Below are 12,748 nucleotides of genomic sequence, written 5' to 3' on the forward strand. Positions count from 1 at the left end.
TCATTAGGCACATTTCTTCTTTTTGTGTGAGCTAATTTGATTCATTATGTTCGGTAATTTGTGCACGTAGTGTTGTCTTTTACCTGTGTTAGTCTGATTTTCGTTATGGTGTCGAAATGGTGTCGAAATTAAAATACATCGCTTTATTGGGGATGCTGGGGTCATTGTCTTCCCACGCTGCCATGCGGCAATATTCTGCAACCATAGAAAGCTCCAACTGGCGAATAGACAAAGACACCCGACTTCAGTGTACCTTGAACCACGAACTACCCGGTTATGGCGAAGCCATGTTCACGAGCTCAGCGTCGAAGCAGCTTAATATGGAATTCGAACTGGACATGTATTTGCTGCCAAGCAAATTTGATATGGCTGCTGTTTATTCTGTACCACCTAAATGGATGCCCGGCGTTGCGCCTAAAACCATTGCCGACATGTCTATTCGTAAACAGTACAATGGCGACCTTCCGCAGGATGCGGCTTGGACTATGTTGTCTGAATTAGAAAAAGGCTTTTGGCCCACAATCTATTACCAAGATTGGTATAACAAATACGACCAAGTAAGTGTGGCATTAAACGCTAGCAACTTCTCTGGTGTGTATCGTGAATTTGTGAAGTGTGTATCGAACTTATTGCCCTTCGGCTTTGATGACATTGCCTACACGGTATTGTCGTATCAAAACAACAGTACAGAGCTAACCAAATATTCGCAGAAGCGCTTAACCATGATAGGTGAATACTTAAAAGAAGACAGCGAGCTTGAGCTTGTGCTTCTTGATGGTTACACCGATAGCTACGGCGGTCGCTATAATAATGAACAGTTGTCTATTCGACGTGCTAACGAAGTAAAAAGCTATTTGACTACGCTAGGTGTACCTGAAGATCGAATTCAGTTGACAGGCCACGGTGAGAAACGCCATATTGCGCCAAACGATACGCGAGAAAGCCGCGCCCAAAACAGACGCGTGGTGGTGCGACTTTCAAAATCCTAGGCGCTAATTGTCGCGCCTACACTCGCTTTAAAATGCGTTAGTTTAATTTTTCTCGCCACCTTAATACCGGTACTAAATGATCGGTGAAAACACCGTCAGCACCTACCACCTTGTCTAAAACTTCCAAGACTTGTTCTGAACTCATACCTGCTGGTAGTGCATCATGTCGGTAGGTGTAGGGGTGGATTGTCAGGTTATTTTCGTGGGCGTAGGCAATCCATGCCGCGGCTTCTATTTTTCCTTGAGTCATCGCTTCATTATCGAGTAAATGGCCTAACCAAGGGCCTATGCCATCGGCATACAACGCAACCTGCTGCATGCCTTCCTGAGTGCGCAGCCAGTTATAATCTGTGTCGCTTTCGCCCCAGTCGTTTTCGCCAATCAGCATCACAACTTTGCCTTTATAGCCCAGGGTTTCACGAACGCGCTTAACTTCGTTAAAATCGAAGCATTGCAGGTAGCTATTACCGCTCTCTCCACCAAACCCGTAAGCATTCAAAGCATCTACAACGATTTTACTGGCATCAACGCCTTCTTTAATGTGAAAGGCAGGGGACTTTACTTCAGGATAAACCCCGACAGACGTTCCAAATTGGCGATTTAGCTCGCTGATTAGCTCAAAGTGTTCATTTAACGTGGCAACTTTAAAATTAGCATGTGTGCCGCGGTACCTATCTTTAAAAACTTGCTTCCCGTCACTGTTAGCGCGCTCGTGTACCCGCAGTTGTCGCAGTTCTTCAAGAGTAAAATCACGCGCGTAATAGCGTCCGTCATCGCGGTGGCGTGCAGGAAACACATCTTCTACATTGGTGACCGTTTCTAAGTGGATGTCGTGTAGCACAACGGGTATGTCGTCTTTGGTGATAACAACATCTTGCTCAATAAAATCGGGGCCCAGAGAAAAGGCGAGGGTAGCTGCTTCAAGGGTATGCTCAGGTAAATAGCCCGACGCGCCGCGATGGGCTATCACGGTAAAGTGCGTTTCAACATTTTCTTTTGTGTCAGCGTGTATTTGTCCATTCTCGTTATTTGCAGCCATGGCCGAAAACGTACTGCCAGCAGCAACTGTACCGGTAAAAGCGACAACCAACGCTGGCAGAATAGCGGCCAGTTTTGCTTTTGGCTTACTGCGCAAGCTTATATTGTGCGCTGCTCGAGGTTTCCGACTTATCGCTGTTCTAGCTTGGCTTTTGTTTTTATCATTTTGCGAAAATAATAAGCGGTTACGTAGCATGTCGTGTCACTCCATGTGGTTTTTCATCGGTTTTTTCCAGTGCCGCACGTTTTCAAGTTGATAGTTTGGCGACTTAAGCGTTCAAATCGCTTTGACTACGCTGGCTGTATCTTCAGTTCTTGTTTTTGAACCATTTCATAGCGAAATGGATTTATTTTGTATGAGTTCTATTGCATACCCATCGGGGTCGCGAACAAAAGCAATAACTGTGGAGCCGCCTTTTACTGGCCCCGGTTTACGATATACATCAGCGCCGTTTGTTTCTAAGTTTTCACAAAACTGATAGATATCATCTACCTCAATCGCAATATGACCATATGCGTTACCCTTATCGTAGGTGTTGTCGCCCCAGTTGTAGGTAAGTTCTAAGACGGTACTCTCGGTTTCATCGCCATATCCCACGAAAGCTAGCGTGTATTCATACTCTTTGTTTTCAGACTGGCGAAGAAGGCGCATGCCCATGAGTGAGGTATAAAAGTGAAGAGAGGCCTCTAAGTTTTCAACTCGAAGCATGGTGTGAAGCATTCGCATAAGAGATTCCTTTTTTGAGCCATCGGAATTACTCGATGGCACACTGCACTGTGATTGCGTGTTGGCCGTTACTTTTTGTACACATAAATACGATGAGTACTTTATTTGAGTAAACGCAAACGACACGCTTTTATGTTAATCAGGAAATGTTAACGCTTTAAGACAATATTACAATTCTAGTTAAACGTACTATATCTGCGGTAACACGCCGCGATTACGAACATTTTAAGTCTCGCTGAGTGGGTAATTATCTATGCGGACTGCTATTAATAGCCCCATAGGCCGATATTATCAATTTTAAGACGGCGAGGTTGGCTCAATAGGTAAACCACCATGTTGCCTAAGTCTTCATTTTGAATCAGGCCATCGTCCACTTTCTCTGTTTCTGCTTTCTGCGACTGTATCAGTGCAGGGTTTAGGGAATGGACGTGAATACCGTAGGGGCGAACCTCTTCTTGCAACGCTTTTCCAAGCCCCACCATCGCAAATTTTGATGCACAGTAAACGCCTGCATTGGCATAGCCGTTCAATGCCGCCTGAGAAGCAATGTTGATAATGTAGCCTTCCTTGTTGTTAATCATGTGAGGCACGACCTCTTTGCACATGAGAAAAGTCCCTTTTACGTTAGTATCCATTACTTCGTCCCACGCTTTCTCTGAGGTTTCCCAAATAAGGGTCTCCTTACCAAAGCCACTGTTATTAATTAGGACGTGTAGCTCGCCAAATGTATCTTTGACCTTTCTAACAAAACTGGCAACATCAGCGCTTTTCGATACATCACAAACTTGGCCAATGACATTACCTGGGAATAGGGCGTCGAACTGCTCTACAGTCTGCATGACCGCAGTTTCAGTGCGCCCACAAATGGCCACGTTCATTCCTGCTTCTAGTAGAAATTGAGCGAGAGTTTTACCTAGCCCTTTTCCGCCTCCGGTAACGATGGCTGTTTTACCTGCTAACTCATACGTATCTGTCATAATTTAAACCTATAGCAAAAAAGCAAGGTTAACCTAGCTTTCAACTGCCTTGAACAAACATACGTATTCAGCTTTCTAATAAACATTTTTGTAAAAAAGTTGTGTTTTGGTTAAAAAATAAACGGAAAACTAGTAGACATTGCTCGCAATAACCTGTACCTTTCGCATCGCTCTAGATATGTTATTTGCTTTACCTAATACTGCGCTGTACCTCTTTTTTAAATCCTTCAAATTGAAGTTTTATATAGATATACAACTGCTTTACTAGCTTGGAGATGTCTATAGCTATTCGGTGGTTTCCACCATTACATCAATTTTTTTAAAAGGTTTTTATTATGTCTAATTCTGTAAACGGTACAGTTAAGTGGTTCAACGAAGAAAAAGGTTTTGGTTTCATCACTCCTGAAGCTGGCGGCAAAGACGTATTCGTACACTTCCGTTCAATTGCTTCTGACGGTTTCAAAACGTTGAAAGAAGGCCAAGAAGTTAGCTTCGAAGTTGAACAAGGCCAAAAAGGTCCTCAAGCTGCTAACGTAGTAGTTCGATAAGACCTCTATGCTTATCTAAGGTCATTTCTCTTTTCTGAAGTGACCTCAAAAAAATGGGCTCTTTCTGAAACGCTATGTTCACGCTAGAGCCTAATTATCGTTTTTCGATTTCTTTACCCAACCTGCGAGGAATTCAAAACAAACAACATTAATAAAGAAGTATTTACTATGCAATTTCAAGATTCTATCTCTACCTTTAATAGCGCCATTTCAGGTGCGTTAATCTCAAATATCTCCATAAATAAAACAACCGTTGCTTTTAAACATGCGAATACGTATCGGCATGTAGAGCTGCCATCAAGGCAAGAGGCGAAGCGATTTGTTGCCCAGCTTATTCAAGCGCAATAAAGCCTGAGTATTTCGGACGAGGTATATTTACCAATCCACATAGATCATTGCCTACTCAGAAGGCGCTGGCAAGTTTGCTAGCGGAGCGTGGGAATGCAGAATGGGTATTAGCAGAGGCGAGGGTAAGCAGAGCACTGGTAAGCATTGGCCAGCACGAGATGCACTGACCAATGTTTGATGATTACTAACGTGTAACTACTGTTTAGCTTTTAAGTCAACGTCCGAATCGGCTAACAAGTATATACTTGCTGCGTAGGCTGCAATGTTTTGCGCAAGCTCATCGGGGTCAATTTTATCTAAGGTATCATCTGGCGTATGGTGAAGATCAAAGTAATCTCTACCGTTTTGATTTAACCTAATCGTTGGTACGCCTTTCGCTGCTAGCGGAATAATGTCAGGGCCGCCGCCAGCAATGTCTGAACCGCCACGCACTATACCTAGCGGTGATAAAATCTTCGCGATTTCATCGACTAGCACAGTCGCTTCGGGATTCACATTTGACACTACTTGCCAGATAGTTTGCGCACCAAAGTCAGACTCTGTGGCCAGAACGTGATTTTCAAGGTTCTTTTCGTGTTGTTTAGCGTAAGCAAAGGCACCTAATAAGCCCACTTCCTCAGCGCCAAACATGACCACACGAATGGTGCGTTTTGGGCGCTCTGGTAAAGAAGCAATCAACGCAGCCGCTGCCGTGGTAATAGCAACGCCTGCACCGTCATCAACTGCACCCGTTCCTAAATCCCAGCTGTCTAGGTGGCCGCCAATAAGGATAATTTCTTCGGGCTTCTCACTGCCCACTAAATCCAGTATTACGTTGCCGCTGTTTACTTCGCCTTTCCATTTCGATTCAGAGTGAAGCGACAATGACAGCGGTTTACCTAAGTTATGTAAACGTCGTAAATGGTCTGCGTCAGGGTTTGAGATAGCGACTACGGGGATATCTGCCCAATTATCGCCGTCTGAGCTCATCATGCCTGAGTGAGGAAAACGATGAGAGTCAGATCCTACTGAGCGCACGACCAGCGCTTCAGCGCCGCCGCGTTGAGCATGTTGCCAACCAATTCGGCGACGTTGGTTCGCTTGACCATAGCCTGCACCTGTTTGGCTTTTTACCATGGCGTCGCCGTCTACAAATGCAATTTTGCCTTTAAGGGCACCATCTTTAACTGCGGTTAGCGCGTGAATATCTCTGAAATAAACGATGTCTGCATTGATCTCGCTTTCAGAAGGCGCTGCGCCGCCAAGGGCTGTGCCGTAAAGCGGTTGGGCATAAGGCGCCGTGAGTGAAATGTGTAGGTGGCCTCTATCCCAAAATGGCATAGTGAATTCTTCTATGCTGACTTTATCAAAACCTAGACGCTCTCCTACCACCACGCCCCAATCTCTAGCTCGTTTTTCTGCTTCAGAGCCGCCCAGGCGAGGGCCAATCTCAGTGGTTAGTGATTCAACGATGCTATAGCCTAAATCACTTTTCAGGGCTTTTTGAATTAATGCTTCCGCATTTTTCTTTTGCTCGTCAGTAATGGGGGAAGTTTCTGCAAAAACACCAAAACTGCATGCACTTACTAATGCACCAAACGCTAGCCTTCTAGCGATAGTATTCAATCGAGACATGTGTTCTCCATGGATTTATTTTTATATTTCTTTTTTTATTTGCGCGAGCAAAACTCTAACCCATCCATCATAGCCAATTTGGTAGTCCCTTTCGAGGCAAACCACAAGCGTAAGTCGTGTGTTAGTCGCAAAATTTCTTTTAAGAGAAAATAAATGGAGAATAAAAAAGGAGCCTAAGGCTCCTCTCTGAAAGTTTCTATTTACGCTTCTTCTTAAGCGCCAATTTTTGCTTCTTCTCTTGTTCTTTCAGCACTTCGTTAATAAAACTCTTTCTGCCGAACTCACGTGTGATAACACACTTGTTTAAGTCGAAACCGCGGGCAGGGCAGTATTCTCTGCCATATAGGATGATTTGCAGATGCAAATCGTTCCACCTTTCTTTTGGGAACAAGCGTTTTGCGTCACGCTCTGTCTGCTCAACACTCTTCCCGTTCGACAAACCCCAGCGATACATTAATCGGTGGATATGAGTATCTACGGGAAAAGCAGGAATGCCAAAGCCTTGAGACATAACCACAGCGGCAGTCTTGTGACCCACTGCGGGCATGGCTTCTAGCGCTTCAAAGTTTGCAGGCACTTCACCGTTGTGCTGCTTGATGATCATGTCAGACAAATGCCAAATGCCTTTGGACTTCATGGGAGATAAACCACAAGGACGGATAATGTCTTGAATTTCTTCAATACTCATCAATACCATGTCGTACGGATTATCTGCCCGAGCAAAGAGCTTTGGCGTAATTTGGTTAACGCGCTCGTCTGTACATTGCGCCGATAGCAGAACCGCAATGAGTAACGTATATGGGTCTTTATGATCTAAAAAGATAGGAATTTCCGGATAAAGGTCATCCAGTATTCGCATGATTTCTTTTACTTTTTCCTGCTTAGAAAGCGGCTTGGCCGGCTCAACTACATCATTCATTTCTAAATACTTTTTTGTTTTTGATTTTTAGCGCTTAGCTTTCAGCGGTAACGCGTACCCGTTCAGCCTTCACTGCAGGCGATGTTTGCTTAGCGGCTAACTTTGCATCAATACTGTTTTTGATAGCAATGAGAAGACCCATACCTAAAAAGGCACCAGGCGGCAGTATCGCAAGCAAAAACGGATTTTCAGTGTTGAAAAGCGTTATGGTCCAGTTCTCAGCAATTGAGCCAAACAGTCTGTCTGCACCTGCTAGCAATGTACCTGCACCCAATATCTCACGCATACCACCTAAAATGACCAGCACTGCGGTAAAACCCAGTCCCATCATGAATCCGTCGTAGGCAGAGGCGAGCGGCCCGTTTTTCGACGCAAAGGCTTCTGCGCGGCCTATGATGGCGCAGTTAGTTACAATCAGCGGAATGAAAATACCTAGCGCTAAGTAAAGGTCATAGGTGTATGCATTCATTAATAGCTGAACAATGGTAACGAACGCAGCAATGATCATAACAAAAACGGGAATGCGGATTTCGTTTCTTACCACATTACGAACGAGTGAAACGGTAACGTTACTGCCAATGAGTACCAACATGGTAGCAAGGCCTAACCCGAGACCATTGATAAACGTCGCGGTAACGGCCAATAGCGGGCACAAACCTAACAGTTGTACCAGCGCAGGATTGTTCTTCCAAAGCCCTTGTAAAGACAGGTCGCGAAAATCAGTCACGTTAAAGCTCCTCTACACTATGAGGTTGAGTCTCATTCACGTTAATCGCATCAATTGTTTCAACGGAATCTGTAATTGCGCAGGTGTTAGGAGCGTTGAAAAGTGCAGATTGGTTGGCCTGTGCATAAAGCAAGGCTTCGCGTACTGCTCTTACTACTGCTCTCGGCGTGATGGTAGCGCCAGTGAACTGATCGAACTCACCACCGTCCTTTTTGACCTGCCAAGGCGCCAAATTGTCGGGTGAAAAAGGCTTGTTACTGAACGTCGTTATCCAGTTGCTAACGGCAAGCTCTATTTTATCGCCAAGGCCAGGGGTTTCTTTGTGTTCGATAACGCGTACGCCAAGCACCCTCATACTGATTCTATTAGTGTTGGGCGCAGAAATATCGGACGCATTCTCGTCTTGCTCAGATGACTTCTGAGGTGTTGAGTCAAGCTCGGACAACTCCGAGAGCGCTAACGCGGTGATATTGAGATTTTCGCTCTCACCGTCGAGCGAGTCAGTACTCGAGCTGCCTTGTGTGTTTCCACCAACGTGTGCATCCACTTTTACACCAACAACGATATCGATATCTCCACTGTATCCGTCTGGAGCAGTGGCTTCTAATACTAATGCGCTAGGTTGGCCATTTAACGTCGCACGATATATTTTGTGGGCTTTTTTGTTGCCAAGTTCAGGTGCATTGACCTCTGTGCAGTTGGCGTAAAGGGCATTGTCGTGGAATTCGCTAGGCACGACTTCATTAAGTACGCTTAGCAGTTTTTGCTGCTTTTGTTGCTCAATTTTATCTTGGGTGCCAAAAAATGTGAGTGCTATTAATGCTGTGGTAACAACGGCAAACGCACCTAACATAAGGCCGTTTTTGGCCAGGCTTTCTTTCATCATTAGTGTTTACCTCGACCTTTAACGTTTTTGCCGTACACGCGAGGACGGGTATAGTAATCAATCAAAGGCACCGCCATATTCATAATAATAACCGCAAACGCTACGGCATCAGGGTAACCACCAAAGGTACGGATTATTACCACCCAAAAGCCAATAGCTGCACCAAATATAATGCGGCCTCTTGGTGTTGTTGACGCTGAAACCGGGTCGGTGGCGATAAAGAAGGCGCCTACCATTACTGCACCGTTAAACAGGTGAAATAGCGGTGAAGCGTAGTAATCGGCGTTTGCTAAATGAAGCAGTGATGCACAAATAAACACGCTTAGCAGCATACCTCCCGGGATATGCCAGCTGATAACGTGGGTCTTCCAAAGGTAGAGGCCACCAAGTAAATACGCAAGACTCACCATTCCCCACCCAGCACCAGCAGCTTCGAATACCCCGCCATCGAAGATTGGCTTCGCTAATGATTCTGAGTATGTTACTCCTTGCGTTAGGTCGGTTTTCAATGTGTCTAACGGTGTAGCCATAGTTACACCATCGGCAATGGTTTTGAGTTGAGTGACATCGTATCCGCTTGTAGTAAAACCAGTAAATATGAGTGATACCGAATCAAAGAAACTTGGCGTAATGCCAGCGTGAGTCGCAGGAGGCAGCCATAGGCTCATAGCCGCAGGGAATGAAATAAGCAGCACCACATACGCTATCATGGCAGGGTTGAAAATATTAAAGCCAAGCCCGCCGTAAACCTGTTTAGCCACCGCAATAGCGAAGAAAACACCCGTTACTGTCATCCACCAAGGTAGGGTAGGAGGAATACTAATTGCGATAAGTAAGCCGGTTAATACTGCGCTGTAATCTGTTAATGTGCGCTCGATGGGGCGATTTCTTAAAAATAAAATCACGCCTTCAATGACCAGTGCACTCACTACTGCAATGATGGCTTGAATGAGCATTCCCCAGCCAAAAAAGAAGGATTGTGCAATCATGCCAGGGAGCATGGCATAAATAACCATGCGCATGACTTGGGCAGTATCGCGTTTAACCCGTTGGTGTGGTGAACTCGATAAACTTAACTTCATTATGATTCTTTCTCTTGTTCAGCTGCTGCTTTTTTTGCTTTAGCCTTTGCTACTGCAGCTGCAATGCGCGCTTTCTTTTCATCTTGTGCCGTCGGTTGAGAAGGCGCTTGCGTACTTGTTGCTTGACCTACACGGCTAGACGATTCGCTCTGCTCATGTGCTTTACTACTTTCCTGTTCAGCAGTATTTGATGAGGTCGCTAAATTGCCATTACTGTCTTGAGCAAGTTTCTTTGCTTTAGCCTTTGTCACTGCTGCAGCAATGCGCGCCTTTTTCTCGTCAGCTTCATTTGTCGAGGCAGCGTCGTTAGCATCAGTTTGCTCGCTTCCTTGATGTTCTTCCTGCTTAGCCGCTTTTTTGGCTTTCGCTTTCGCCACCGCAGCAGCAATGCGCGCTTTTTTTTCATCCGCTTCGCTCAAGTTGTTAGCAGGATCTGATGCGCTATCACTCTGAGCACTATTGTTTTGATCGCTGACGCTTTGAAAACTGGCTTCTTCTGGCGAGTTAGCGTCTTGATTCTCAATACCAGCCTCGCCATCAGGGCTAGATGCTTGCGTTTTTTGCGAAGCGGCCTTTTTAGCTTTCGCTTTCGCTACCGCCGCTGCGATCCTAGCCTGCTTTTCATCTAGCTGTTCATTGGAGTGACTGTCTGTTTGCTCATCTAATTGAGTTGGCGCACCTTGCCCTGAAACTGACTTATCAGGCTGACCGTCTTCACTATTTTTAGCAGCTTTTTGCGCTTTAGCTTTAGCGATTGCCGCGGCAATACGCGCTTTTTTCTGCGCTTCAGCGTTTAGCTCTGAATTAGCTTCAGTATCGGAAAGTTCAGTATGCTTTTCGCCTTGAGAGCCCGCAGTTTTTTCTGCTGAAGATGCTTCAGACTGGCTGGCTTGCGCGGCCTTTTTGGCTTTTGCTCTAGCGATAGCGGCAGCAACTTTAGCTTTTTTCTCATCTTCTGGTGATGATGACTGGTTACTTGGCTGTTCTGTGGTTGATGGTTCGACAGCGCTTTCTTCTTGCGTTTCGTTTTGAGCTTGCGCGGCTTTTTTCGCTTTTGCTCTGGCGATTGCTGCAGTAACCTTTGCCTTTTTATCATCTTCTGGCGATGACGCTTGCTCAACTTGCTTATCCGCGCTTTCAAGTTGAGCTTCATTCTGGGCTTGTGCGGCTTTTTTCGCCTTAGCTCTGGCAATAGCTGCTGCTACCTGTGCTTTTTTATCGTCTGCCGCAGTGCTTGGTTCGTTGGTATTTGTTGTATTACTTTCATCCTTTGCGTTGGCCTGCATAGCCGCTTTCTTTGCTTTCGCACGCGCAAGCGCCGCCGCTACTTTGTCCTTGGCCTCAGTTGCGCCAGCATCAACAGCGCTATTCGCATTATCGGCTACTGCACTTTCTTCTTTGGCTTTGTTGGCGGCTAATCGTGCTTCTTTTGCTTTTCTATGTTTTTCTTCGCGCTCAAGTTTTTCGCGCTCTAAACGTTCTTTACGTGCTTCAAAACGCTGTTTAGCTTTCTCGGCCTTGTTCTTTTCATCACGCTGAATGCGTATTTCGGATTTAGCCTGGCGGTAGTAATGCACCAAGGGGATTTCACTGGGGCAAACGTAAGCACATGCGCCGCACTCTATACAGTCGAAAAGGTCGTACTCTTCGGCTTTATCGTATTCCTTTGCTTTGGCGTGCCAAAACATTTGTTGGGGGAGCAACGATGCAGGGCAAGCGTCGGCGCATGCGCTACAGCGAATACAGGGGCGCTCTGCATTGTCGTCTACCAGCTCTTTTTTTGCAGGAACCAGCAAACAGTTTGTGGTTTTAACCACGGGGATCGTAGCGTCTGATAAGGTAAAGCCCATCATAGGCCCGCCCATAATCACTTTAGGTGCTTTCTGTTTTTTCGGGTTGTAGTTTGCTTCATCCAATAGATGAGAGACGGGCGTACCCAACAACGCTCTAAAATTGCTTGGTGATTCAACGGCTTCACCAGTTACGGTAACAACCCGTTCAATCAGCGGCTTGCCGTGTAAAATAGCATCTGCAATGGCATAGCAGGTACCAACGTTGAACATCATCACGCCTACGTCGGCAGGCAATCCATTTCTTGGAACTTCTCGGCCAGTCAGTACCTGAATCAGCTGTTTTTCGCCGCCGGCAGGGTATTTAGTCTCAACGCTAACAACGCGATAGTCTTTCTTATCCTGACAGGCAATATTAAGTGCTTCGAAAGCCTCTGGCTTGTTGTCTTCAACCGCAACTACAATGGCCTTCGGCCCAATAAGGTGAGTAAGAATGTCTAGACCCTGGCGTATTTGCCAGGCGTGCTCACGCATCAATCGATCATCGGAAGTAATGTAAGGCTCGCACTCAATCCCATTTAAAATAAGAAACTCAACAGGTTTAGATGTTGAGGTTTTTATATGGGTAGGGAAGCCGGCACCACCCATTCCTGAAATTCCTGCTTGGCAAATAGCTTCTATAAGCTTGTTCTTATCTATGTCGCTATAATTTGCTATTGGAGAGAGGTCGCACCATGTGTCTTTACCATCAGGACGTATCGAAATACACATTTCTGTTAGGCCGCTAGGATGCGCTACAACATGCGGAGCAATCGCAACAACCTCGCCCGAGGTTGGCGCATGAACTGGCACAGAAAAAGGCGATGAGCTTTGCGAAAGAATTTGGCCTTTCAATACGGTATCGCCAACTTCTACGCAGCAGATACCGTCTGAGCCAATGTGCTGCCTTAAAGGAACAATCAATAATTCGGGTAACGACGGTTTCTTTATTACTGATGTATTAGATAGAGATTTCTTATCGTCGGGATGTACGCCACCTGGAAATGAGTACATCTTTCCCGCTTCAAGGGTTTCTATAATTGAATCAAAACTTGGATACATCA

The 12,748-nt window shown here is 45.6% G+C and carries 12 protein-coding genes; 3 read left to right on the top strand and 9 right to left on the bottom strand.

Going from position 1 to position 12,748, the window contains the following annotated elements; genetic code table 11:
• Positions 1-116: 116 nt before the first annotated feature.
• Positions 117-989: an OmpA family protein gene (locus tag MHM87_RS10665; protein WP_014975986.1), complete on the top strand. Its 873-nt coding sequence runs from the start codon at positions 117-119 to the stop codon at positions 987-989.
• Positions 990-1,026: 37 nt separating this feature from the next.
• Here the strand turns inward: MHM87_RS10665 and glpQ are convergent, their stop codons facing one another.
• The 3 genes from glpQ to MHM87_RS10680 all read right to left on the bottom strand — a co-directional run bounded on the left by glpQ (position 1,027) and on the right by MHM87_RS10680 (position 3,731).
• Entirely contained in the window at positions 1,027-2,223 is a 1,197-nt protein-coding gene (glpQ, locus tag MHM87_RS10670; RefSeq protein ID WP_239259028.1) for a glycerophosphodiester phosphodiesterase, read from the bottom strand.
• 135 nt (positions 2,224-2,358) lie between these two features.
• Complete coding sequence (gene gloA, locus MHM87_RS10675; RefSeq protein WP_014948774.1) at positions 2,359-2,754, bottom strand: lactoylglutathione lyase; 396 nt, start codon at positions 2,752-2,754, stop codon at positions 2,359-2,361.
• Between the two features lie 266 nt (positions 2,755-3,020).
• Positions 3,021-3,731: an SDR family oxidoreductase gene (locus MHM87_RS10680; protein ID WP_075176202.1), complete on the bottom strand. Its 711-nt coding sequence runs from the start codon at positions 3,729-3,731 to the stop codon at positions 3,021-3,023.
• A 335-nt stretch (positions 3,732-4,066) separates the two neighbouring features.
• Here MHM87_RS10680 and MHM87_RS10685 point away from each other — a divergent pair, with 335 nt between their 5' ends.
• Both MHM87_RS10685 and MHM87_RS10690 read left to right on the top strand, forming a co-directional pair.
• Positions 4,067-4,279 carry a cold-shock protein gene (locus tag MHM87_RS10685; RefSeq protein ID WP_014948776.1) on the top strand — a complete coding sequence of 71 codons (213 nt, stop codon included), beginning with the start codon at positions 4,067-4,069 and terminating at the stop codon, positions 4,277-4,279.
• 168 nt (positions 4,280-4,447) lie between these two features.
• Entirely contained in the window at positions 4,448-4,627 is a 180-nt protein-coding gene (locus MHM87_RS10690; protein ID WP_014948777.1) for a hypothetical protein, read from the top strand.
• Positions 4,628-4,822: 195 nt separating this feature from the next.
• Here MHM87_RS10690 and MHM87_RS10695 read toward each other — a convergent pair whose 3' ends face one another.
• From MHM87_RS10695 to rsxC, 6 genes are all read right to left on the bottom strand, one after another.
• Positions 4,823-6,241 carry a M20/M25/M40 family metallo-hydrolase gene (locus MHM87_RS10695; RefSeq protein WP_014948778.1) on the bottom strand — a complete coding sequence of 473 codons (1,419 nt, stop codon included), beginning with the start codon at positions 6,239-6,241 and terminating at the stop codon, positions 4,823-4,825.
• A gap of 196 nt (positions 6,242-6,437) precedes the next feature.
• Complete coding sequence (nth, locus tag MHM87_RS10700) at positions 6,438-7,160, bottom strand: endonuclease III (RefSeq protein WP_049585832.1); 723 nt, start codon at positions 7,158-7,160, stop codon at positions 6,438-6,440.
• Between the two features lie 34 nt (positions 7,161-7,194).
• The gene (locus MHM87_RS10705; RefSeq protein WP_039233136.1) at positions 7,195-7,887 is read right to left on the bottom strand and encodes an electron transport complex subunit E; all 693 of its coding nucleotides are present in this window, start codon (positions 7,885-7,887) and stop codon (positions 7,195-7,197) included.
• 1 nt (position 7,888) lies between these two features.
• Positions 7,889-8,773, bottom strand: coding sequence for an RnfABCDGE type electron transport complex subunit G (locus tag MHM87_RS10710; protein ID WP_049585834.1), 885 nt, complete (start codon positions 8,771-8,773; stop codon positions 7,889-7,891).
• Positions 8,773-9,855 (bottom strand): electron transport complex subunit RsxD, encoded by a 1,083-nt coding sequence (rsxD, locus tag MHM87_RS10715; protein WP_049585835.1) that lies wholly within the window; start codon positions 9,853-9,855, stop codon positions 8,773-8,775. The genes MHM87_RS10710 and rsxD overlap by 1 nt, the downstream gene beginning before the upstream one ends.
• Positions 9,855-12,746 carry an electron transport complex subunit RsxC gene (gene rsxC, locus MHM87_RS10720; RefSeq protein WP_239259147.1) on the bottom strand — a complete coding sequence of 964 codons (2,892 nt, stop codon included), beginning with the start codon at positions 12,744-12,746 and terminating at the stop codon, positions 9,855-9,857. The genes rsxD and rsxC overlap by 1 nt, the downstream gene beginning before the upstream one ends.
• Positions 12,747-12,748 lie beyond the last annotated feature (2 nt).

This window comes from Alteromonas sp. Cnat3-28, assembly GCF_022348265.1.
Classification (GTDB): Bacteria; Pseudomonadota; Gammaproteobacteria; order Enterobacterales; family Alteromonadaceae; genus Alteromonas; species Alteromonas macleodii.